Origin of the sequence: Umezawaea sp. NPDC059074 (assembly GCF_042738955.1) — a bacterium.
In the GTDB taxonomy this organism is placed as follows: domain Bacteria; phylum Actinomycetota; class Actinomycetes; order Mycobacteriales; family Pseudonocardiaceae; genus Umezawaea.
Genome location: NZ_JBHYHC010000086.1, coordinates 16,744 through 39,238, shown reverse-complemented (window position 1 = coordinate 39,238; position 22,495 = coordinate 16,744). Strand labels below are relative to the sequence as shown.

The 22,495-nt window shown below is 71.2% G+C and carries 19 protein-coding genes; 11 read left to right on the top strand and 8 right to left on the bottom strand.

Annotation, left to right across the window (positions count from 1 at the left end; all coding sequences use genetic code 11):
* Positions 1-142: 142 nt before the first annotated feature.
* Both ACFWW9_RS31065 and ACFWW9_RS31060 read right to left on the bottom strand, forming a co-directional pair.
* Positions 143-937 carry a hypothetical protein gene (locus ACFWW9_RS31065; RefSeq protein ID WP_390385276.1) on the bottom strand — a complete coding sequence of 265 codons (795 nt, stop codon included), beginning with the start codon at positions 935-937 and terminating at the stop codon, positions 143-145.
* Positions 938-1,137: 200 nt separating this feature from the next.
* Complete coding sequence (locus tag ACFWW9_RS31060; RefSeq protein WP_390385274.1) at positions 1,138-2,655, bottom strand: alpha/beta fold hydrolase; 1,518 nt, start codon at positions 2,653-2,655, stop codon at positions 1,138-1,140.
* 96 nt (positions 2,656-2,751) lie between these two features.
* On the opposite strand from ACFWW9_RS31060, the gene ACFWW9_RS31055 reads away from it, so the two are divergent.
* The 5 genes from ACFWW9_RS31055 (at position 2,752) to ACFWW9_RS31035 (ending at position 7,597) form a co-directional block, all read left to right on the top strand.
* Positions 2,752-3,954, top strand: a complete 1,203-nt coding sequence (locus ACFWW9_RS31055) for a PucR family transcriptional regulator (RefSeq protein WP_390385272.1) — start codon at positions 2,752-2,754, stop codon at positions 3,952-3,954.
* A 194-nt stretch (positions 3,955-4,148) separates the two neighbouring features.
* A complete protein-coding gene (locus ACFWW9_RS31050) occupies positions 4,149-5,078 on the top strand; it encodes an ACP S-malonyltransferase (protein ID WP_390385270.1) in 930 nt (309 codons plus the stop codon).
* Positions 5,075-6,052 carry a beta-ketoacyl-ACP synthase III gene (locus tag ACFWW9_RS31045; protein ID WP_390385268.1) on the top strand — a complete coding sequence of 326 codons (978 nt, stop codon included), beginning with the start codon at positions 5,075-5,077 and terminating at the stop codon, positions 6,050-6,052. The genes ACFWW9_RS31050 and ACFWW9_RS31045 overlap by 4 nt, the downstream gene beginning before the upstream one ends.
* Positions 6,053-6,128: 76 nt before the next feature.
* Positions 6,129-6,368, top strand: a complete 240-nt coding sequence (locus tag ACFWW9_RS31040) for an acyl carrier protein (RefSeq protein WP_106195628.1) — start codon at positions 6,129-6,131, stop codon at positions 6,366-6,368.
* On the top strand, positions 6,365-7,597 hold the full coding sequence (locus tag ACFWW9_RS31035) for a beta-ketoacyl-[acyl-carrier-protein] synthase family protein (RefSeq protein ID WP_390385266.1): 1,233 nt from the start codon (positions 6,365-6,367) through the stop codon (positions 7,595-7,597). Before ACFWW9_RS31040 ends, ACFWW9_RS31035 begins: the two co-directional genes overlap by 4 nt.
* A 919-nt stretch (positions 7,598-8,516) precedes the next feature.
* Here the strand turns inward: ACFWW9_RS31035 and ACFWW9_RS31030 are convergent.
* Complete coding sequence (locus ACFWW9_RS31030) at positions 8,517-9,119, bottom strand: hypothetical protein (protein ID WP_390385264.1); 603 nt, start codon at positions 9,117-9,119, stop codon at positions 8,517-8,519.
* 732 nt (positions 9,120-9,851) lie between these two features.
* On the opposite strand from ACFWW9_RS31030, the gene lanKC reads away from it, so the two are divergent.
* From lanKC to ACFWW9_RS31005, 5 genes are all read left to right on the top strand, one after another.
* The gene (gene lanKC / locus ACFWW9_RS31025) at positions 9,852-12,401 is read left to right on the top strand and encodes a class III lanthionine synthetase LanKC (RefSeq protein WP_390385262.1); all 2,550 of its coding nucleotides are present in this window, start codon (positions 9,852-9,854) and stop codon (positions 12,399-12,401) included.
* A 69-nt stretch (positions 12,402-12,470) separates the two neighbouring features.
* The gene (locus ACFWW9_RS31020; protein ID WP_390385260.1) at positions 12,471-12,629 is read left to right on the top strand and encodes a SapB/AmfS family lanthipeptide; all 159 of its coding nucleotides are present in this window, start codon (positions 12,471-12,473) and stop codon (positions 12,627-12,629) included.
* A 153-nt stretch (positions 12,630-12,782) separates the two neighbouring features.
* Positions 12,783-14,408 (top strand): ABC transporter ATP-binding protein, encoded by a 1,626-nt coding sequence (locus ACFWW9_RS31015; RefSeq protein ID WP_390385258.1) that lies wholly within the window; start codon positions 12,783-12,785, stop codon positions 14,406-14,408.
* Positions 14,408-14,623, top strand: a complete 216-nt coding sequence (locus ACFWW9_RS31010; protein ID WP_390385256.1) for a hypothetical protein — start codon at positions 14,408-14,410, stop codon at positions 14,621-14,623. The genes ACFWW9_RS31015 and ACFWW9_RS31010 overlap by 1 nt, the downstream gene beginning before the upstream one ends.
* Complete coding sequence (locus tag ACFWW9_RS31005) at positions 14,623-16,344, top strand: ABC transporter ATP-binding protein (RefSeq protein WP_390385255.1); 1,722 nt, start codon at positions 14,623-14,625, stop codon at positions 16,342-16,344. The genes ACFWW9_RS31010 and ACFWW9_RS31005 overlap by 1 nt, the downstream gene beginning before the upstream one ends.
* Before the next feature lie 98 nt (positions 16,345-16,442).
* Here the strand turns inward: ACFWW9_RS31005 and ACFWW9_RS31000 are convergent, their stop codons facing one another.
* A complete protein-coding gene (locus tag ACFWW9_RS31000; protein ID WP_390385253.1) occupies positions 16,443-16,946 on the bottom strand; it encodes a DUF3145 domain-containing protein in 504 nt (167 codons plus the stop codon).
* A 396-nt stretch (positions 16,947-17,342) separates the two neighbouring features.
* Here ACFWW9_RS31000 and ACFWW9_RS30995 point away from each other — a divergent pair, with 396 nt between their 5' ends.
* Positions 17,343-18,623 (top strand): hypothetical protein, encoded by a 1,281-nt coding sequence (locus ACFWW9_RS30995; protein WP_390385251.1) that lies wholly within the window; start codon positions 17,343-17,345, stop codon positions 18,621-18,623.
* Between the two features lie 18 nt (positions 18,624-18,641).
* Here the strand turns inward: ACFWW9_RS30995 and ACFWW9_RS30990 are convergent, their stop codons facing one another.
* The 4 genes from ACFWW9_RS30990 to ACFWW9_RS30975 form a co-directional block, all read right to left on the bottom strand.
* Positions 18,642-19,025, bottom strand: coding sequence for a hypothetical protein (locus ACFWW9_RS30990; RefSeq protein WP_390385249.1), 384 nt, complete (start codon positions 19,023-19,025; stop codon positions 18,642-18,644).
* 51 nt (positions 19,026-19,076) lie between these two features.
* Entirely contained in the window at positions 19,077-20,459 is a 1,383-nt protein-coding gene (locus ACFWW9_RS30985) for a dihydrolipoyl dehydrogenase family protein (RefSeq protein WP_390385247.1), read from the bottom strand.
* 36 nt (positions 20,460-20,495) lie between these two features.
* Positions 20,496-21,062, bottom strand: a complete 567-nt coding sequence (locus ACFWW9_RS30980) for a TetR/AcrR family transcriptional regulator (protein ID WP_390385245.1) — start codon at positions 21,060-21,062, stop codon at positions 20,496-20,498.
* 447 nt (positions 21,063-21,509) lie between these two features.
* A complete protein-coding gene (locus ACFWW9_RS30975; RefSeq protein ID WP_390385243.1) occupies positions 21,510-22,172 on the bottom strand; it encodes a hypothetical protein in 663 nt (220 codons plus the stop codon).
* Positions 22,173-22,495 lie beyond the last annotated feature (323 nt).

Genomic DNA, 22,495 nt, shown 5'->3' with positions numbered 1-22,495 from the left:
GGCGTTCCCACTTCGGTGGGGACGCCCTGTCGGCGTTTTCGGGTCACCCGGTGGAGCGACTCCGGGTCCACCTCTCCGGGTGACGCCACGAGGGCCGCCCCGCGGCTGCGGGACGGCCCTCGTGGGGAGGAACGGCGCGGAACTACTCGCCGGACTGCATCGGCATGCCCGCGGGCGGCGTCGGGGCGTCCGAGCCCATCGGCTGCGCGGAGGCGTGGCGACGGGCGCCCGCCGTGACCGGCTCCTGCGAGCGGCGCGGGGCCGGGGCGGTCTGGGCCGCCTCGTCCTGCACGCGGGTCAGCCAGCCCTCCCAGCGCTGCTGCATGGGGCGGATGAGGCCACCACCGACGCCGATGACGATGACGCCCGCCACCGTCGCGAGCACGGTGATCAGCACCGGCATGGTCACCGAGACGGCGATGCCGAGCTGGTTCAGGGCGGCGATGACGCCCAGCGCCATGATGAAGCCGTAGGTGATCGTGCCGAGCATCCTCGTGTAGGACCGGCCGCCGAGCGCGCCGGTCACGAGGCCCTGCACGGCCTTGGCGATGGCCGAGGCCACCAGGATGAGCACCAGCGCCACCACGATGCGCGGCAGGTACGCGATCACGTCGTTGAGCAGCGCGCTCACGGCGTTGCCCGTGCCGAACACGCCGAACGCGAGCTGCAGGGCGATCAGCAGCACGAAGTAGTAGACGAGCTTGACGATCAGGCCGGACGCGTCCACGGGGGACTGCGCCATCATCGAGCCGAGACCGGACCTGTCGACCAGGCGGTCGAAGCCGACCCGCTTCAACAGGAAGCCGACGGCCTTCGACAGCGCCTTGGCGATGAACCAACCAACCAGCATGACGAGCGCGAAGCCGAGCAGCTTCGGCACGAAAGTGGCGATCATGGCCCAGGCCTGTCCAAGACCTTCGGTGATCTGGGAGCCCACGACGCCCTCCTTACTTTCTTCGTTTACCTGTTCACGGTCGGGGAAATGGTTTCCCGAACTCGGACCACCGGGCAATTCGGCGCGCTGGCACGAAAGGGTGACCGATTGGCGTTTCCCGCGAACCCGGTTCACAGTGGAGGGACCGGTGGGGACCGGGGAGAGGGAACCGCCCGGCGCCACTGGCGCCGGGCGGTTTTCGTCTAGCGGACCGCTCCCCGTCCGAGGGACTCCACAGTGGTCTCGAACGACCTCGTGGACCCCGCGACCGGGTCGGGCCGGGGGTCTCCCGGACAGGTCGACGCGCTGCCGGGCAGCACGCCGTCGAGCAGGTAGCGCTCGACGGCCGAGTCCACGCAGGCGTTGCCGCTGCCGTAGATCCCGTGCTTGCCCTCGTCCAGCACCGTGATCAGGTTGTCGCCCAGCGCTCCCGCCATCGCGGGGCCGCTCTCGTACTGGGTCTGGGTGTCGCCCTCGGCCTGCACGACCACTCCGACGGGGTAGCCGTCGCGCTTGAGCGCGACCATGGGCTCCGGCGGGGTGAACGTGCGGAAGGTGCACGCCGTGGGCGCGGCGCGGACCACGCCGAAGCCGTACGGGTAGCGGTCGCGGAACACCCGCATCTCCTCGTAGTACGTCTCCACGTCGCGCGGCCAGTCCGCCTCGCAGGTGACCGTGTCGTAGACGCCCGACCGGAGCTCGTCGCGCGCGATCGTCGCCATCCTGGCGCCGCGCTCGGCCGCCGAGCGGGTGTCGCCGCCACGGCGGAGCTCGCCGACCACGGCGGCGACGTCGCCCCACAGCGGGCGGAAGCGGGCGCCGACGCCGATGGCGGCGTCGAACTCGGTCCGCGTGGGGCCGCGGGCCGGGTCGGCCGCGAGGCTCGCGGAGACCTGCTCGACGGTCGCCACGACCTCCGCGGCGGACGTGCCGAGGTGCAGGGTGTCGTCCCACGCCGCCGCCCACGCGGACCAGAGGTCGACGTTGCGCCGGGTCGCGATCGCCTGGCCCTTGAACTGCTCGTGCCACAGCTTCTCCGGGTGCACCGAGGAGTCCAGGACGCTGCGGTCCAGGTGCTCGGGGAACAGCGAGCCGTAGACGGCGCCGAGGTACGTGCCGTAGGAGTAGCCGAAGTAGTTGATCTTCTGTTCGCCGAGGACGGTCCGGATGACGTCGACGTCCCGCGCGGTGTTCGCGGTGTTGATGAACCGGCGGACCCCGCCCGAGGCGCGCTCGCACGCGTCCTCGGCGGCCCTGGCCTCCGCCGCCCACTTCGCGAACTCGCCGTCCGGCGGGCGCGAGTCGGCGGTGGCGATCTCCGGCACCGTCCGGCAGGCGAGCGACGTCGAGCCGCCGACGCCCCTGGGGTCGAAGCCGACCAGGTCGTAGGACTTCCCCAGCGGCGTGGTCGCGAAGAACGCGGGCAGGGTCAGCCCCGAGGCTCCCGGCCCGCCGGGGTTCACCACGAGCACGCCCCGACGGGGCCCGGAGGCCTTCTTGCGGCTGACCCGCAGCGAGAGCTTCCCCGAGGGGGGCTCGCGGTAGTCCAGCGGCACGACGACGTCGGCGCACTCCAGCCCCTGGGCGCAGGCGGCCCACGTCGGCTGCTGGCCGAGGAACTCCGCGAGCGGGTCGGGTGGGTCGGACGAGGCGAACGACGGCACGGAGGCCGAGGACAGCACCGCGACCACCGCCAGACCGACTGAGACGAAACTCCGCACGACCGGACCTCCCACTGCCGGGGGCTACGCCTGGAACGTAGGGCCGGGCGCACCCTCCGGGGCGTTCTGTCACCCGGACGTGCGATCGTTGTCGGTATGACCAGCTCAGCCGGTGCGGATGGGCAGCAGGCCTGGCCCGAGCTGTCCCGCTCGACGCTGCGCGACCTGGAGCGCGCCTCCGGCGACCTGGCCGCGTCCAGCGTGTCGGAGATGGAGCGCAGGCTGCCGTGGTTCCGGCGGATGCCCGCCGACCAGCGGGCCAGCGTGCTGCTGCTGATCCAGAACGGCGTGGCGGGCTTCGTGTCCTGGTTGGACGATCCGCGCCAGGCGATCCGGCTGACGGCCGAGGCGTTCCGGTCCGCCCCCAAGGACATCTCCCGCTGGGTGAGCCTGCGCCAGACCGTGGAGCTGGTCCGGATCGCGCTGGAGCTGTTCGAGCAGCAGCTCCCCCGGCTCGCCGCCGACGACGAGGAACGCGCCCGGCTCACCGAGGGCGTGCTCCGGTACGGGCGGGAGATCGCGTTCTCCGCGGCCACGTCCTACGCCGCCGCGGCCGAGGCCAGGGGCGCGTGGGACGCGCGGCTGGAGGCGCTCGTGGTGGACGGGATCGTCCGCGGGGACGCCGAGGAGTCGCTGCTGTCCCGCTCGTCCGCGCTCGGCTGGGACCCGGCTGCGGAGGCGACCGTGCTGGTCGGCAACCCGCCGTCGGACGACCCGCCCGCCGTGGTCTACGAGGTCCGCAGCCGGGCCGCGCGCAACTCGCGGCCGGTGCTGCTGAGCGTGCAGGGCTCGCGGCTGGTCGTGGTGCTGGGCGGCGAGACCGACGACGGCGACGTGCTGGGCAAGATCGCCGAGGCGTTCGGCGAGGGCGCGGTCGTGGCCGGGCCGACGGTCGCCAGCCTGGCCGAGGCGCACCGCAGCGCCAGCGACGCCCTGTCCGGGCTGCGGGCGGTCGTCGGCTGGCCCACCGCGCCGCGGCCGGTGCGGTCGCTCGACCTGCTGCCGGAACGGGCCCTCGCGGGCGACCCGGAAGCCGAGTGGCAGCTGGTGGACCGGATCGCCCGGCCGCTGGAGGAGGCCAGTGGGTCGCTGCTGGAGACCGTGGACACGTTCCTGGAGGTCGGTGGCGTCCTGGAGACCTGCGCGCGCAAGCTGTTCGTGCACCCGAACACCGTCCGGTACCGCCTGCGGCGGGTCACCGAGCTCACCGGGCGCAACGCGCACGACGCCCGTGACGCGCTGGTGCTGCGCATCGCGCTCTCGGTCGGACGGCTCGCCAAGGCCCGTGGTTTGTGGTGATCTGTCGCTTTGCGGTGCCCCGGTGTGACGGACACCGCACGCGGAGGTAGGTGACACAGGTCGCTGTGCACAACTCCTGACGACGTTCTTCGGACACTTCGGCGCAACTTTTGTAGGAACCCTACAAATCCGACCCTCGTACTTCGTGTGCGGCGGCATGAGTGGGAACGGCCCCGACCGTGTTCAGTTGCACTGTGATCGCACTCCTCGCACCCGGACAGGGCTCGCAGACCCCCGGCATGTTCAGCCCCTGGCTCGAACTCGACGGCGCCGAGCAGCGGGTCGCCTCCTGGTCCAAGGCCACGGGCCTGGACCTGGTGCGCCTCGGCACGACCGCCGAGGCCGAGGAGATCAAGGACACGGCGATCACCCAGCCGCTCGTCGTGGCGCTGGCGCTGCTCGCGTTCGAGGAGCTGCGCAAGCGCGTCGACCTGCCGTCGGACACGATCATCGCCGGCCACTCCGTCGGCGAGCTCGCCGCTGCCTCCATGGCGGGCGTGCTCAGCGCCGACGACGCCGTGGTGCTCGCCGCCGCGCGCGGGGCCGAGATGGCCGCCGCGTGCGCGCTGCACCCGACCGGCATGGCCGCCGTCCTCGGCGGCGACGAGGCCGAGGTGCTGGCGCGACTGGCCGAACTCGGCCTCGCGCCCGCCAACCGCAACGGCGCGGGCCAGATCGTCGCCGCGGGCCCGCTCGACGCGCTCGACCAGCTCGTCGAGTCACCGCCCGGCACCGCGAAGATCCGCAAGCTCCAGGTCGCGGGCGCGTTCCACACCTCGTTCATGGCCACCGCCGAGGACGCGCTGCGGACCCGCGCCGCGGGCATCACGACGCACGACCCGGTGCTGCCGCTGCTCTCCAACGCCGACGGCACCGTCGTCACCGATGGCGCGGACGTGCTGCACCGGCTGATCGCACAGGTGACCCGCCCCGTGCGGTGGGACACCTGCCAGGCCACCCTGGCCGAGCACGCCGTGCACGCGGTCGTCGAACTGCCGCCCGCGGGCGCGTTGACGGGCTTGGCCAAGCGCGAGTTGAAGGGCACCCCCACCTTGGCGTTGAAGACTCCGGAGCACCTCGACAAGGTCGCCGAGCTCCTGGCCACCGCGGAGGCGGCCCGATGACCACGTTCTCCCTCCCCGCGGGCCCGACGGGCACGCGCATCCTCGGGATCGGCAGCTACCAGCCCGAGAACGTCGTGAGCAACCACGACCTCGCGAAGACCATGGAGACCTCCGACGAGTGGATCCGCGAGCGGGTCGGCATCGTCAACCGCCGGTTCGCGGGCAAGGACGAGCTGCTCGTCGACATGGCCGTGGACGCGGGCTCGAAGGCCATCGCCGACTCCGGCCTCCAGCCGAGCGACATCGGCGCGGTCATCGTCGCGACCTGCACCATGCCGTCGCCGATACCGAACGCCGCCGCGCAGGTCGCCGAGCGCATGGGCGTGACGGCCGCGCCCGCGTTCGACGTGAACGCCGCGTGCGCCGGGTTCTGCTACGCGCTGGCCACGGCCTCGGACATGGTCCGGTCGGGCAGCGCGAAGAACGTGCTGGTCATCGGCGCGGAGAAGCTCACCGACTGGGTGGACCCGACGGACCGGTCGACCGCGATCATCTTCGCCGACGCGGCGGGCGCCGTCGTCGTCGGCGCGGGCGACGAGCCGGCCATCGGGCCGGTCGTGTGGGGCAGCGCGGGCGACATGGCGGACACCATCGCCATCGCCGACCGCCACTCCTCGATCCACCAGGAGGGCCAGGCGGTGTTCCGCTGGGCGACCACCCAGATCGCCCCCGTGGCGATCCGCGCGGTCGAACTGGCGGGCCTGGAGATGTCCGACGTGGACGTGTTCGTGCCCCACCAGGCGAACCTCCGGATCGTCGAGGCGATCGCGAAGCGCCTGCGCGCCAAGGGTGCGCGTGAGGACATGGTCGTCGCACGTGACATCGTGGAGTCCGGCAACACCTCCTCCGCCTCGATCCCGATGGCGCTCGACCACATGCGAGCGGCAGGCGAGATCTCCAGCGGCGACGTGGTGCTGCTGGTGGGCTTCGGAGCCGGTCTGTCCTACGCGGGACAGGTCGTCCGGTGCCCGTGATGTCAGGCCCCAAGTGTGTTCCGGCGGGACGGGACAGCCGTTCCAGCCGTCCGATGCGTGAAGGAAGGGATTTTCAGTGAGCAACGAGGACATCCAGAAGGGGCTTGCCGAGATCGTCGAAGAGGTCGCCGGTGTGGCCGCGGACGACGTGACGGTCGAGAAGTCCTTTGTGGACGACCTGGACATCGACTCGCTGTCCATGGTGGAGATCGCCGTGCAGGCCGAGGACAAGTTCGGCGTGAAGATCCCGGACGACGAGCTGGCCAACCTCAAGACCGTGGGCGATGCGGTGACCTACATCGCTAGCAAGGCATGACCACTAACCACGACGTCGTCGTCACCGGGCTGGGTGCCACCACCCCGCTCGGTGGCGATGTCGCCTCCACCTGGGACGCGCTGCTCGCCGGTCGCAGTGGCGTGTCGGTCAACAACATGGACTGGGTCGAGCGGTTCGACCTGCCGGTGAAGATCGCCGCGCAGCTCGCCGTCGACCCGACCGAGGTGCTCCCCAGGGTCGAGGCTCGCCGCCTCGACCGCAGCGAGCAGGTGGCCATGATCGCCGCTCGCCAGGCGTGGGCGGACGCGGGTCACAGCGATGACACCGTGGACAAGGAACGGTTGGCGGTGATCGTCGGCACCGGCATCGGTGGCGCCATGACCCTGCTCAACCAGGACGACCTGCTCGAGGAGCACGGCCTGCGCAAGGTCTCGCCCCTCACGGTCCCGATGCTGATGCCGAACGGCCCGGCCGCGCACGTGGGCCTGGAGTTCAAGGCGCGCGCCGGGGTGCACGCGCCGGTCTCGGCCTGCGCGTCGGGCGCCGAGGCGCTCGCGTGGGCGTGGCGGATGATCCGCACGGGCGAGGCCGACGTCGTGGTGGCCGGAGGCGCGGAAGCGTGCATCTGCGCCATCCCGGTGGCCGGGTTCTCGCAGGCCCGCACCATGAGCACCCGCAACGACGACCCGACGGCGGCCTCGCGGCCGTTCGACACGGGCCGCGACGGCTTCGTGCTCGGCGAGGGCGCCGGGATCATGGTGCTGGAGCGCGCGGACTTCGCCGCCGCTCGCGGCGCCAAGGTCTACGGCCGTCTCGCGGGCATCGGCACCAGCTCGGACGGCTACCACATCACGGCGCCGGACCCCGAGGGCACGGGCCAGGCACGGGCCATCGCCGCGGCGATGCGCACGGCGGGCCTGTCCGGCAGCGACATCGGCCACGTCAACTGCCATGCCACGTCCACCCCGGTGGGCGACGTGACGGAAACCGTCGCCGTGCGCAAGGCCGTCGGCGACCACCCGGTGCTGACCGCCCCGAAGGGCGCGCTCGGCCACCTGCTGGGCGCGGCGGGCGCGGTGGAGGCGATCATCACGCTCCTGTCGGTCCGCGACGGGATCGTGCCGCAGACCCTCAACCTGGACAACCTCGACCCGGCCGTCGAACTCGACGTCGTCTCGGGCGAGCCCCGCAAGATCAAGCTCGACGCGGCGATCAACGACGCCTTCGGCTTCGGCGGTCACAACGTCGCGCTCGCTTTCACGCCGTAAGTTCTTGTCGGTGGTCACGAGTACCTTGCGAATCGGGGGGTCTCACCGATCGGGGGACCCCCGCCACCGCTCGACTCGTCAAGGCCCGCCTTCCACTGGGAGGCGGGCCTTGACGCTGTTCGGGGCCGTCCGGAGTCGGGTGAGCGGACCGTTCACGAGATCCGGTCGGGGTTGCTGCTCTACACAGGACTCCGAGGACGGTCGGAGTTGTCCGAACGGACCGTTCACCGAGGACACCACGACCGCCGGGCATCCGGCAGCCGAGCGGACCGTTCATCCGGGACAGAACAGCCACCCGGAATTCCACCGCCGAACGGACCGTTCACCCGGACCAGCCCTCCGGCCCGGCAGCCCGCCGAACGGACCGTTCACCCGGAGCCCCCTCCAGCCTGGCAGCCCGCCGAACGGACCGTTCACACCGACCGGCCCTCCGGCCCGGCAACCCCGCCGAACAGACCGTTCACCCAGGACAAGACAGCCGCCAGGCATTTCCCTCGACGAACGGACCGTTGACCCGCGACCCGCATCGGCCCATCGGGTTTCGGAGAGCTTCCACGGCATCCAGAGAAGGCCTTTCTCCGTCGAACGGGCCGTTCATCCCCGGTAGGTGGATCCGACCGCCCCGAAGGCCTGGCGAAAGTCCGGGAGAAGCCTCCCGAGCGAATGACCCATTCAGTCCGCGCGCAGTGTCACCGGCGGACCGGGGGCGGCCTTACGCGCTTCCGGGGAACCCCTTGTGGGTGAACAGACCGTTCACACCGAACGCACAGCGTCCCCGATAGCCGGAGAAGCCTTCCTGAAGGGCCCGCGGCCGAATCCCACCGGATGAGTAGACCGTTCACCCGCGCGTGCGGGCCGATCCTCCGCACACCCCCAGGGCCGAACGGACCGTTCACCCGGCCCCCGCGCCATCGAGCCCTCAGCAGGCCTCGAACTGCGGCGTGTACCCCTCCGGCCCGATGTCCACCCGCAGGGTGCCGTCCTCCCCCTGCAACGGGAACACCACGTGCCACCTGATGCAGTCCACCGGGAGGTCCGCGGGGGCTTTCGAGACGTCCTGGACGCTCACGAAGCTGATCATCACGCGCAGCCGTTCGGCCGACGAGGCGTCGATGCGCTGGACCTCGACGCTGCCGTCGGCGGTCGTCTGGTAGTTCGACTCCCACTGCGGTTCGCGCAGGCGGCGGGCCACCTCGGTCGTGACGGAGTCGCTCCACGCCTGGTAGTTGCGGTCGTTGATGGCGTCGAAGTACTGCTGGAGCAGACCTCGGACGCGGTCGCCGTCGGGGTGGAGGCCCGCGTCGACGCTGAGGCGCACGGTCCGGTCGCCGGGCTGCTCGGAGCGCGGCACGGACGTGGGCGCGGAGCTGACGGACGAGCTGGTCGTGGTCGTGCTGACGGTGGCCGTCCTGGTGTAAAGGTCGCGCGCCAGGAAGCCTCCCGCGACCGACGCGGCGGCGACCACGAGCGCGGTCGGCAGTACCCAGCGGGCGCGAGGACGCCTCGGTTCTTCGGTCGTCACCATTCGAGCGTGCCACAACCCGACCGCTCGTCATGAGCCGGCCACACGTTAGCCACTGCCACGGGTGAACCCGTTAAACCACTCGGCCGAGTGACAAATATGCGGAAATCTCACGGAAAACGCGTGAGCAACCCTCATAATTACCGATCAGGTGACCACGATGACCCTATCGAGATCATCAGCTTGCCGAATAACGCGTCAAGTGCGCACGTTTGCGAGTTGCAGAGTGCAACGACCAGGAGCACAGTCCCCGACCCCGTCGAGCGGCCCCACCTGGGCCTATGCCTACCCGTACCGCCGAATGGACACAAGTGCTGGAGCGAAAGGTCCCGCCTTCGGGGGTGCCGCACGACTCCGATCGCCACTCTCGGTGATGAACCCCAATGCGAGGACTATTCCTCGAACGGGAATCGGAAATACCGCAGGTGAGAGCCCTCATCGGTTTGTGAACCCGCCGGTTTCGTTTAGTTGCTTAGCATCCCTCACTAAGAGTGTTACACCCCATCAAACGTCGCGATTGGGTGAATCCAGGGAGTGACGGTCGACAATCCGTCGTAAAACCGAGGGTAGTTCACCGATTTCGACTCCACGAACGGCGCAGGAGACATCGCCCGTGTGGCGGATTGGAAACCCTGTGCGAACTGTGCGGAAATATGGCCGTCGCAATAACGACTTGCCGGATCTTCGGCAGAACCCCAGCGGCACCAAGCAGAACCAAGGGAGGGAATTCCGGTGGATCTCCGCTATGAGGCTTACTGCTTCGCGGATCGTCACTTCTACGACGTCCAAAGCCACTCGGAAACCTCCGTCGACGATTTCTCCAGGGAACTCCCCGAGCTCCCGGAGGGCTGGTCGCAGGGTGAGAAGAACATCTGGCGCCACCTGCACCCCAAGGGCACCGTCCTGGCGAAGCAGGGCTGGAAGATCCACGTGTCGGCCACGGTGGCCAACGCGGGCCGCGTCCTCAAGACCACCTACGACTACTGCGTCGAGCACCGGATCTCGTTCAAGTACCTGCGCACCCAGTCGATCGTGCTGGCCCGCAACTCCAAGTACGCCCCCCGCGAGGCGAGCGGCAAGCTGATCGCGATCTACCCGGCCGACGAGGTCGAGCTGGAGCGCATCCTGGTCGAGCTGTCGGAGCGCCTGGAGGGCGAGGACGGCGCGTACATCCTCAGCGACCTCCGCTTCGGCGCGGGCCCGCTCTACGTCCGCTACGGCGGGTTCGTCGAGCAGTGGCTGGAGCAGGACGGCAAGCAGGTCCTCGCGATCGAGGGGCCGGACGGCGAACTGGTCCCCGACCAGCGCAAGCCGAACTTCTGGGTGCCCGAGTGGGTCGAGCTGCCGCCGTTCCTGGTGCCGCACCTCGCCGCCCGCAACGGCGGCGACCCGGACGAGTTCCCCTACAACGTCGTGCGCTCGCTGCACTTCTCCAACGGCGGCGGCGTCTACCTCGCCACCCGCAAGGCCGACGGCGCCGAGGTCGTGCTCAAGGAAGCCCGGCCGCACGCCGGACTCGACCGCGACAACGTCGACGCCGTGGCCCGGCTCGACCGCGAGTTCCAGATCCTGACCAGGCTGGACGGGATCGCCGGGGTGCCGCAGGTCTACGACCGCTTCACCGTGTGGGAGCACCACTTCCTGGCCATGGAGTACATGCCGGGCAGGCCGCTCGGGCAGTGGCTCGGCATGCACTACCCGTTGACGCACAACGGTGTGGGCGACGAGCGGATCGCCGAGTACAAGACCCGCGCGCTGGCCGTGGTGGACAAGGTGGAGACGACGATCCGGGCGCTGCACCAGCGCGGGGTCGTGTTCTCCGACCTGCACTCCCTCAACGTGCTGATGGACGACGACGACCAGATGTCGCTCATCGACTTCGAGCTGTCGTTCCACATGGACGCCCCTCGCAGGCCCACGCTCGGCGCGCCCGGTTTCCAGGCGCCGCCGGACCGCGAGGGCTACGAGATCGACGAGTACCCGCTGGCCGCGCTGCGGCTGTGGCTCTTCCTGCCCCTCAACGAGGTGCTGGAACTGGCGCCGTCGCGACTGCGGTCGCACCTGGACTTCATCCAGCGCCGGTTCGGGTTGGACGACGAGTACTGCGACCGGATCGCGGAGGTGCTCACGCCCCGCGTGGAGGTGCCGCCCGCGCCGGAGCGGACGTCGTTGGACCAGGCCGAACCGGACTGGCGGGCCGTGGGCAAGGACATCGCCACGGCGATCCTGGCCAGCGCGACCCCGCACCGCACGGACCGGCTGTTCCCCGGCGACATCGAGCAGTTCGAGGTCGGCGGCGCGTGCTTCGCCTACGGCGCGGCGGGTGTGCTGCACGCGCTGCACGTCAGCGGGCAGGGCCGGTTCCCCGAGTACGAGCAGTGGCTCCAGGACTCCGTGCGGCGCGATCCGCCGAAGCAGCCCGGTTTCTTCACCGGCGCGCACGGCATCGCGTACGTGCTGGAGAACTTCGGCCACCACGACCTGGCGACCGACCTGGTCACCGAGTACGCGAAGACGTTGCCGGGTACGGTGGACCACGGACTGGGCAGCGGCCTGTCCGGTGTCGCGCTGAACCTGCTGCACTTCGCGGACGTCCGCCAGGACGACGACTTCCTGGCCCAGTCGATCGACATCGCCGACCGGCTGGGCCGGGAGCTCCAGTTCGCCGAGCCGCCCGGTCCCAAGGCGAGGGCCGGTCTGCTGCACGGCTGGTCCGGCCCGGCGCTGCTGTTCCTCCGGCTGTTCGAGCACAGCGGCGACCGCTCGTGGCTCGACCTGGCCGGGCAGGCGCTGGACCGCGACCTGGCCGAGTGCATGGTCGCGCTGGACGGCTCGACGCAGGTGCGCGACGGCGGCTACCGCACGCTCCCCTACGTCGAGGTCGGCGGCGCGGGCATCGCGATGGTGCTCAACGAGTACGCCCGGCACGCCCCCGACGCGGAGAGCGTCACCAGACTTCCCGACCTGCTGCGCGGCGCGGCGGGCGAGTTCGTGATCCACCCCGGCCTCGTGCTCGGCCGGATGGGTCTGCTCGCGACGCTCGCCCAAGCCGTGCGGCGGCAGCCCGACCCGGTGTTCGAGCAGGCGATGCGACGACACCTGGCCGCGCTCGCGTGGCACGCCGTCCCGTACCAGGACGGCTTGGCGTTCCCCGGAATGCAGCTGCGCAGGCTGTCGATGGACCTCAACACCGGCGGCGCCGGAATCCTGTTGGCGCTGGCGTCCGTGGTGGACGGAGACGGATCGGTCCTCCCGTTCCTCGGAGCCGCGCCCACCCCCTAGAACCCCCGGTCCCGAGTGGCTGGTGGAGCAGTAAACCCCGAGTAGTTTCGCTGAATGAGGAGTAAGACAATGGGATTCATCCTCGACATGCAGGAGCTCGAGACCCCCGAGGCGCCGTCCAACGCGATGGCCAGCGGTCACGGCGGCGGTGGCGGCAGCACGACGGCCTCCAGCGCGAGCCTGCTGCTCCCCTGCAGCCACTCCTCCGCGAGCCTGATCCTCTGCTAGGTCTCGACCCAGAGGTTGGGTGAGCGGCACAAGCGAAGTGTGCCGCTCACCCGGTGACACAAGGGTCCGATGGCAGCGACCGACCACGAATCGGTCCGTCTGCCGTCGGGCCCTTTCCCATGATGCGCCCACCCGTCTCCGGAGGGAACAGCCATGGCCCAACCGGGCGACCCACTGCTGGTCAAGGCGGCCAACCACGATCGCCGGTGGCTGCTGCTGGTGCTGAACGCGGCGCTGGCCACGACCGCGGGGCTGCTGCTGCCCGCCGCGCTGGCGGGCACGGTGGACATGGCGCTGTCCGGGCGGTTCGACTCCTCCACCGTGCTGTGGCTGGTGTCGATGGTGTCGATCGAGGTGGTCGGCGACGCGATCGGCGTCGTGCTGGCCGCGGCGATCACCGCGAAGGTCACGGCCTGGCTGCGCCACCGCGTGGCCGCCCACCTGCTCGGGCTCGGCCACCCGTCGCCGTTCGCGGCGGGGGACGCGGTCAGCCGGGTCACCGGCGACTCGGCCATCGCGGGCGGCATCTCGGTGATCGTGATCATGCTGACCGTGACCGTGGTCAGCTCCGTCGGCGCGGTGGTCGCGCTGGCGCTGATGGACTGGCGGCTCGCGGCGGTGTTCCTGCTCAGCGTGCCGCTCGCGATGTTGTTGGTGCGCACGCACATGCGGCTCACGGCCGACGACGTGGCCACCTACCAGAACGTGTCGGGCGAGCTGTCCGCCCGGCTGCTCGACGCCGTCGCCGGACTGCGCACGATCGCCGTCTCCGGCACCGCGGAGCAGGAGGCCGACCGCGTGCTGCGGCCGCTGCCCGCGCTGTCCGCGGCCGGGATCGGCATGTGGCGCACGCAGGCGAAGATGATCTGGCGGGCCGGGCTGCTGCTGCCCGCCGTGGAGCTGGCCGTGCTGACCGCCGCGGGTTTCGGCGTCGTCGCCGGGCGGCTGAGCATCGGCGACCTGCTGGCGACGCTGGGGTACGTGGCGCTGGGCATGGGGGTCGTGGGGCAGCTGCCGGTGCTGACGACGCTCGCCCGCACCCGCGCCAGCGCGACCCGGCTGGTGGAGGTGCTCGACACCCCGCTGCCCCGCCGCGACGCCCCGCTCGCGCCCGCGTCCCCAGGGGACGTGGAGCTGCACGACGTCTCGGTCGGCGGGGCGCTGCACGACGTGCGCCTGCGGATCCCCGCGGGCACGTTCACCGCCGTCGTCGGCCGGTCCGGCGCGGGAAAGTCCGTGCTGGCGGCCGTGATCGGCGGACTGTCCACACCGGACTCCGGCGAGGTGCGGCGCGACGGCGTGGTCGGCTACGCGTTCGAGCGGCCCGCGCTGCTGGGCGCCACGGTCGGCGAGGCCGTCCGCTACGGCGCGGACGCGGGCAAGCGGCGGGCGCGCGCGGCGTGCCAGACCGCGCAGGTGCACGACGTCGTCGTGCGGCTGCCCGCCGGCTACGACACGCCCATGGCCGACACGCCGCTGTCCGGTGGCGAGGCCCAGCGGCTCGGACTCGCGCGGGCGCTCGCCCGAGACCCGGACGTGCTGGTGCTGGACGACGCCACCGCGAGCCTGGACATGGTCACGGAGGCCACGGTGGACAAGGCGATCGAGGCCGCGCTGCCCGGCCGCACGAAGGTCGTGGTCACCCACCGAGCCGCGACCGCCCGCCGCGCCGACCTCGTGGTGTGGCTGGTGGACGGCCGGGTGCGCGCGACCGGCTCGCACGAGGTCCTGTGGCTGGATCCCGACTACCGGACCGTGTTCACCGGAGGAGACGCCTGATGGACGCCAAGCCCACGCCGCCCCACTGGCCGGACGTCCGACTGCTGATCCAGGGCCTGCGGGCCCGCGTGGGCGCTCCGCGGCCGCACTCGGGACGCGCTTCGCGGAGGTCCCCCGTCGAGCAGAACCCCCCGACGCACAAGGTACTGGCCTGCACCGACAAAACCGGTGGGCCGCTGTCCGGTGAGGGCCGCGCCGCCGGAGTTGAGGGCTGATGGACGTGCTGCGGATGTACTTCGGGGCGTTGGCCGGGCAGCGGCGTGGAGTGCTGGTGCTGCTCGGGTGGTCGGTGCTGGAGGGCGTGCCCGCGTTCCTGTCCGGGCGGCTGGTGGCGTTGGCCGTCGACCGCGGGTTCGGGGTCGGGCAGCCGCTGGTCGGCGTGGGCTGGCTGCTGGTGTTCGCGGCGGTGGCGGTGCTCGGCGGGTTCGGGCTGCGGCAGGTGTTCCAGCACCTCGGCGCGGTGATCGAGCCGATGCGCGACGCGCTGGTCGGCGTGGTCGTGCGCGGGGTGCTCAACGACGGGGTGTCGCACCGCAGGCAGCCGGACGCGAGCGCGGTCGCGCGGATCACCCGGCACGTCGAGGTGGTGCGCGACGCGACCGCCGGGGTGCTGGTGCAGGCGCGCGCGCTGCTCGTGACGACGACCGCGGCGCTGGTCGGCCTGGTGACGACCGTGGCGGACCTGGCGTGGCTGGTGGTGTCGCCCGTCCTGATCGCGCTGGTGCTGTTCGCGCTGCTGCTGCCGTCGTTGGCGCGCAGGCAGCGCGACCAGGTGATGGCCGACGAGGCGAGCGCGGAGGTGGCGGGCACGGTGCTCGTCGGCATCCGCGACGTCGTCGCCTGCGACGCCGTGCGGCAGGCGGAGGACGAGGTGGGCGAGCGGGTCGACCGGCAGGCGGAGGTGGCGGTCCGGGTGGCGTGGGCGAACGCGCTGCGCGGGCTGGTGATCGCGGTCGGCGGGTTCGCGCCGATGGCGCTGCTGGTGGTGGCCGCTCCGGCGAAGGTCGCGTCCGGGCAGCTCACGGCGGGCGCGGTGCTGGGAGCCGTGGTGTACCTGAGCACGAGCGTGCAACCCGCGCTGCGGCGGCTGGCCGACACGACCAGCACGGTGGTGCTGCGGCTGATGGTGGCGTTGCGCAGGCTGGAGGAGGCGGCGCCGAAGCCGCCCGCGCCCGCGGGCGACGAGGTGCCCGCCGGGCGGGACGTGGTGCTGCGCGGGTTGACGTTCGGCTGGGGCGAGCACGCCGAACCGGTCGTGCGGGACCTCGACCTGGACCTCGCGCCCGGCGACCACCTGGCGGTGGTGGGGCCGAGCGGCATCGGGAAGTCCACCGTGGCCGGGCTGCTGACCGGGCTGATGGCCCCTCGGTCGGGCGCGGTGACGCTCGGTGGCGTGCCCGTGCACCTGGTGCGGCCCGCGGTGCGACACCGGCGGATCGCGCTGATCCCGCAGGAGACCTACCTGTTCACCGGGACGCTGCGGGAGAACCTTGCGCTGTTCGCGCCGGACGCGACGGACGCGGACCTGCTGGCGGCGGTCGACGCGGTCGGGGCGACGGAGCTCGTGGCGCGGATCGGCGGGCTGTCGGCGGCGCTCGGGCACGCGGGCGCGGGGCTGTCGGCGGGCGAGGCGCAACTACTCGCCGTGGCCAGGGTCTACGCGTGCCCGGCGGAGCTGGTGATCCTGGACGAGGCGACGTCGCACCTGGATCCGACGGCCGAGGCGAGGGTGGAACGCGCATTCGCGGCGCGCGGCGGAATCCTCGTCGTGATCGCGCACCGGCTGTCGTCGGCGTTGCGCGCCAAGCGGGTTCTGGTGATGGACGGCGGTCCGCCGCTGATGGGCGAGCACGCCGATCTGGTGCGTTCCTCGCCGGCTTACGCGGAACTCATGCAGGCCTGGTTGCCCGCCGAAAGCGTACGGCCGTCGTATTAGCGGCGCTAATTCCGAGGGGCGCTCACAATATCTTCACGAAGTTCCGAACAACGAGAACCCCCGCATTGTGGAACGCGGGGGTTCTCGTCGTTCGCGCGTCAGCCAACGCGGTGCAGCCAGGTGACCGGTGCGCCGTCCCCGGCACGCCGGAACGGCTCCAACGCGTCATCCCACGCCGCGCCGAGCAGCTCGTCGACACCGTGCGCGAAGGACTCACCGCCGCGAGCGCGCGCGGCGAGCGCGCGGAGCTGGTCCTCGGACACCACGATGTCGCCGTTGGCACTGGTCCGCGCGTGCCACAGGCCCAGTACGGGGGCAAAGCAAAAACGCTCGCCGTCCACGCCGTCGCTCGGATCCTCCGTCACCTCGAATCGGAGCATCGGCCACGCCCGCAACGCGGACACGAGTTTCGCGCCAGTCCCGGCGTCGCCGGTCCAAGCGCATTCGGCGCGCAACTGACTTGGCGCCGCGGGCTGCGCCGCCCACCTGAGGTCCACTCGCTCACCGAGGGTGCCCGAGATAGCCCACTCGACGTGCGGACAGACCGCAGACGGCGACGAGTGGACGTAGACCACGCCACTGGTGCTGCCACGGGTGCTCACAGCTGACCTCCGCTACTCGACGAGGGACGTCTTCCCCTACGGCCTGTCGAAACGGACGATCAAGTGAATTCCCGCTGCGGCCATTCTGCCTGCTGCCGTGGCTGTCCGCCAGAAGAACCAGCGCGATCATCACCCAGGTGGGCCAGATACAGGACTTTCGACCCTAAAGTGCGTGCAGACGGCCCAAAAAATGAACCGCCCCGGCAAAAGCCGAGATCACCACGTGATCTTGCGCGGGGATCATCCGACGACGGGGCGGTCGACAGGCGTGATCACCCGCACGGACGGTAGTCCTTGCGCGCCAAGGGGTGTTCGCTCCTGGCCGGACCGGTGAGAACGATCACGGACCGTCACAACCCGTGTGGCTGGCATTCCGAAGCCCGCGGCGGGGCTACCGTGTCCGACCGTGTGGAGTTGGGTGATCTCGTGCGGTTGATGCGACTGGGCAGCGGACCGACGGACGTCGGGGCCGACGTGCGCGCGGCGCTGAGCACCTGGGGTGTCGGGGAATCGGTGCTGGGCGGGGTCGCCCTGCTCGGCGTGCAGCCCCCCGGCAGCCCGAAACCCCTCGACGCCGTGATCGTCCTGCCGCGCGGCGTGGTCGTGGTCGTCGGCGTAGACCTGCCCGACCCGGCGGTCCGCCTGGAAGCCCCGCTGACCGGACCGTGGAAGATCGACAGCTGGCCGCTGGTGCGCCCGGACGGCGCGGCGAGCCCCGCCGCCGAGGTCCTCGAAGCGACCCAGGCGGTGCGACGGCGCATCGAGGAGATGCGAGCCGAGCCGCTGCCCGTCAAGACGGTCGTGGCGGTCGGCCCGTACGTCGGCAACGTCGTCCAGCCGAGCACCGACCTGGACCGCGGAGTCCGGGTCCTGCACCCGAAACCGACCACGCTGCTGACGGCCGTCCGCGAACTCGCGACCCTCGACCAGCCCTGCTCGGCGGACCACGCGGCGAAGCTGCTGGCGGTCCTGTGCCCCACCGGAAGTCCGCCGTCCGGTGACGAGCTGGTGGCCGAGGGGTTCGGGGACGTGGTGAGCACGTCGGTGGCGTCGGCGGAGACGGTGCTGCTGCCGAAGGTGGCCTCGCCGGTGGAACGGGTGCCCCGGTTGGTGCCGTACGCGGCGGCCGCGTTGGTGGCGTTGCTGGCGATCGTGGGGATCGTGGTGGCGTCGACGTCGGGGGACGCGCCGGAGGTCGCCGCGCCTGCGACTTCGACGACGTTGCCCACGACCGTGGTGGTCGACGGGGCGAACTTCACGCCTCGGGGGGTGGGGCGGGACGCGGACTGCGCCGGGCACGCCTTCGGGGACGTGGCGGCGTGGTTGGCGAAGCATCCTTGCGCGGCGTTGTATCGGGCGCAGTACTCGGCGGAGGTCGGGGAGCGTCGGATCGGGGTGGCCGTGGCCGAGGTGCGGTTGGCCGATGGGGCCAGTGCGCAGGCGTTGCACGACGTGGCGGTCAAGGCCGGGGCGGGCGGGGTCACGAGCTTGGTGAAGGACGGGAAGAAGTGGGACGGGGGGCCGCGGACGTTCGACGGGTCGGCGTTCGCCAGCGCGGTGAAGGGAAGTCGAGTGGTGATGGCCCAGGCCGTGTGGGTCGAAGGGGAGTCCTCGGCTGGGGACCCGGAGCTGGTCAAGGCCGCGGAGAGGGCGTTGATGCTGCCCGCGGGGCAGTAGGGCCTGCCCTCGGCGGGGTCAGCGCAGGTGGGGGTTTTCGTCGACCTTGAGCAGGCCGATGGCGATCAGGCCGAAGACGGCGTGCAGCACCAGAACGACTCCTGCTACCGCGCTCAGGCGTTCCGTGCCCGCCATGCCGTGCACCGCGCCACAGGCGAACAGCCAGCCGAACAGCGACACCAGGAAGCCGCCCACCATCAACGGGCGCGGGACCAGGGCGATGGCCAGCAGGGCGTCCTTGCTGGCCCGCCACAGGGTGTGCAGGACCACCGGCAGCACCAGGATCGCCGGGATGTACACGACCACCGCCGGTAGTGCGGGCACGTGTCGGAAGGTCGTCGCTATGACGAACGCGCACCAGAGGACCGCCGCGGTCGCGGTGATCACGATTCCCCTGGTCACGTCCTCAGCTTAGATAACCTGTCCGACACGGGCCGCGTGCACACCTTTCCGTTACAGGCCGTACGCCTCCAGGAGGCGGAGCCAGACCTCGCTGATCGTCGGGTAGGCAGGGACCGCGTGCCACAAGCGGTCCACGGTCACCTCGCCGACGATCGCGATCGTGGCGGCGTGGAGCATTTCCGCCACGTCCGGGCCGACGAACGTGACGCCGACGAGCGTGCGCTTGGACTCGTCGACCACCATGCGCGCCTTGCCCTTGTAGCCGTCCGCGTGCAGGGACGAGCCGGCCACGGCGATGTCGACGTCGACCACGCGGACGGTGAGGCCCGCTTCGCGGGCCTGGTCGGCGGTGCGGCCGACGAAGGCGACCTCGGGGTCGGTGAAGACGACCTGGGTGATCGCGGTGTGGTCGGCCGTGGCGACCGGGGTCGTCCACGGTTCCGGGTCGCGGGCGTCGGTGAGGATGGCCGAGCCGACCGCGCGGGCCGCGTACTTGCCCTGGTGGGTCAGCGGGGCGCGGCCGGTGACGTCGCCGCAGCCGTACAGCCAGTCCACTCCGGACACGCGGCCGGTGTCGTCGACCGGGAGGGCCTTGCCCGCCTCCAGGCCGAACGCCTCCAGGCCCAGGTCGCGGGTCGCGGGCTCGCGGCCGGTCGCGACGAGCAGGTGTTCGGCCACCAGCTTCGTGCCGTCGGCGAGGACCAGTTCGACGCCCGCCTCCACAGTGGACACCGACTTCGTCTTCACGCCCGCGTGGATGGTCACGCCGTCCTCGCGCAGGCCGTCCGCCACGTACTCGCCGACGAAGTCCTCGAACTTGGCCAGCGGCCGGTCCTGGGAGATGACCAGGGTCACCGTCGAACCGAGGCGCGCCCAGGCCTGCGCCATCTCGACGCCGACCACGCCGCCGCCGAGCACGATCAGCGACGCGGGCACCTCCCGCGCGGACGTGGCCTCGCGGGAACCCCAGTGCGGGACGTCCGCCAGCCCGTCGAGGTTCGGCACGCGGGGAACGCTGCCGGTCGCCAGCACCACGGCGCGGCGCGCGGTCAGCACGCGGCCGTCCACGGTCACCTCGCGCTCACCGGTCACGACGGCACGGCCGCGGACGGGCACGATGCCCGCGCCCTCGGCCCACTGGACCTGGCCCGCGTCGTCCCAGTGGGAGGTGAACTCGTCGCGGCGCGCCAGCACCGCCTTGGCGTCCAGGTGGTCGCCGACCGGGACGCCCGGCAAGCGCTTGGCCGCCGCGAGGGCGTGGCCGGGGCGCAGCAGCGCCTTGCTCGGCATGCACGCCCAGTAGGAGCACTCACCACCGAACCGCTCGGCCTCCACCAGCGCCGTCCGCAGGCCACCGGCCGCGGTCCGCCCGGCGGCGTTCTCGCCCACCGGGCCTCCGCCGATCACGATCACGTCGAACTCGTCGCTCGTCACGCGCCAAGCCCACACCACCCGTGTGGCGAGGGCAAGTCAGCTCGGGTCGAGCACCTCGGCGAGCATCGTGGAGATCACCTCGTCCGCCTTGCGGAGCACGTGGAAGCGGTCGTCGCCGGACAGCTGCGACGCCAGCGTGAACAGGCTGTCCGCGGTCTGCGCGGCCATCCGGAACGTCAACCGCACCGGGCCGTCGCCGGGCGCGCCGAACCGGTCCACGAACAGGTCCGCCAGCCGTTCGGCCATCAGCTCGTACTGGTCCACGCTCGAGTCGAGCCGGTGCCCGTCGAGCAGGTCGCTGAACCGGATCCGCCCGAAACCCGGCACGTCGACCAGCATCCGCATGTACACGCCGACGACCTGGCCCATGGCCTCGCGCCAGTCCTCCGACAGCGTGCCGCCCTCGAACAGGACGTCGACCTCCGCCAGGTACTGCTCCATCCCGCGCAGCGCCAGGGCGTGCACGACGGACCTCTTGTCCGGGAAGTACTGGTAGAACGACCCGATCGGCACACCCGCCAACTCGACGATCCGGGCCGTGGTGATGTCGTCGTAGTCCTGCTCGTTGAGCAGCGTCGAGCAGGCGTCCAGTATCGCGGTCACGGTCGCCGCGCCTCGTTGCTGGACCGGCTGCCGACGCATGACTCTGGCGAGTCGTCCTCTGGCGGGATTGTCAGCCACTGTGCATCCTTAAGTGTTACGGACCAGTAAGACCAGCACGCGAATCTCCGGACTCGGCTTCGGGTAGCCGCATTTCCACCTGGTCGCCAAGAGATTAACTCGTGCGAGGCCAACCGTGAGTCATTATCGCATTAGTCGGAGCGTCCGCACCCATCGCCACCTGCGCATGCGCGTTCCAAATCGATAGAAATCGACCCGTATCCTCTTCGGGCATCGCTCGTTTGGGTGGTCTTTACAGGGGTTGGCCAATAATGCGGTGATCGCCCGGAGTACTCCTTTCGGATACCTGGGCGAAACTCCATCAGCACGGTCGCACGGTTTCCCGACCCGACTGAGTCCCTCGATCGGGTGATTTTCACCTCTTGATGTTCACGCACTCCGCTCGGCGTCGACGCGCACTTCGCTGTCGACCCGTTGCCGAGGAATACGAGACCGTGTCGGATCGAACCGCGGCGGCACCGTCACATAAGGGCGCACCAGACCCGCGATGAGCAGCCCAGGAGCGATCAGCGGAACCACGGCCGACAACGTCACCGCCGTCGCGCTCGCGTGCAGCACCCCGCGCGGCAGCAGCGCGACCCGGTCCACCACGAACGCCCGCCGCCCCAGGAACGACAGGACCGCGAACACCGCGACCACCACGCCGAACGTGAGCAGCGCCCGGTGCACCGCGGCCGCGTACCCGATCGCCTCGGCCGCCACCAGCACCGCGAACCACCCGGTCGACGCCGCCAACCGCCCGCGCTCCGTCGTCACCGCCCACAGCAGCCCCGCGACGACGGCGAGGCCGGCCAGCACGTCCTGCCGGTCCCGGATCCACTCCCCCACCGCGTCGAGCCACCCGATCGGAATCCCGGCCCACCCGATGGGCCCGCGCACGACGGCGAGCGGCGAGAGCGGCGTGGCACCGACCTGCCCGACGATCCACGCGAACGTCCACGCCGACACGACCACCGCGACCACCACCTGCCACCGCGGACCGGTCACGACACACCGGCACAGCCGCACGAACTCCCGACGCTGATCCCTCACCCACCCCAGAGTGCCGCGAACCGCCCCCGAACAGTGCCGATTCACCCCGCTGCCCCACCGGTACCGCCCTTCAGGGGGAGTCCGATCACACGGTGTGCGGGGGCGAGCGGAGGGTGCTGGGGAGGGCGGAGGTGGGGGCGGGCGAGGCTCGGGGATCCGGGCGGAGGGCGGATCGCGGGGAATCCATGCCGATCGCTGATCGCGGGCCACGCGAGGGCCGTTGGGGGCGAGTTTCGGAGAGCGCTTCAGGCAGGGGTCGGGAGGGCTGGTGTCGGCCGGGCTGCTTCCGGAAGGCGGTCGAGCACGGCGGTTCCGGAGGGAGT

What these genes read in the sequence shown, in the direction of transcription:
- ACFWW9_RS31035 (WP_390385266.1), top strand. Translation starts at nt 6,365, where the DNA reads ATGACCACTAACCACGACGTCGTCGTCACCGGGCTGGGTGCCACCACC.
- ACFWW9_RS31020 (WP_390385260.1), top strand. Translation starts at nt 12,471, where the DNA reads ATGGGATTCATCCTCGACATGCAGGAGCTCGAGACCCCCGAGGCGCCG.
- ACFWW9_RS31005 (WP_390385255.1), top strand. Translation starts at nt 14,623, where the DNA reads ATGGACGTGCTGCGGATGTACTTCGGGGCGTTGGCCGGGCAGCGGCGT.
- ACFWW9_RS31015 (WP_390385258.1), top strand. Translation starts at nt 12,783, where the DNA reads ATGGCCCAACCGGGCGACCCACTGCTGGTCAAGGCGGCCAACCACGAT.
- ACFWW9_RS31045 (WP_390385268.1), top strand. Translation starts at nt 5,075, where the DNA reads ATGACCACGTTCTCCCTCCCCGCGGGCCCGACGGGCACGCGCATCCTC.
- ACFWW9_RS31055 (WP_390385272.1), top strand. Translation starts at nt 2,752, where the DNA reads ATGACCAGCTCAGCCGGTGCGGATGGGCAGCAGGCCTGGCCCGAGCTG.
- ACFWW9_RS31010 (WP_390385256.1), top strand. Translation starts at nt 14,408, where the DNA reads ATGGACGCCAAGCCCACGCCGCCCCACTGGCCGGACGTCCGACTGCTG.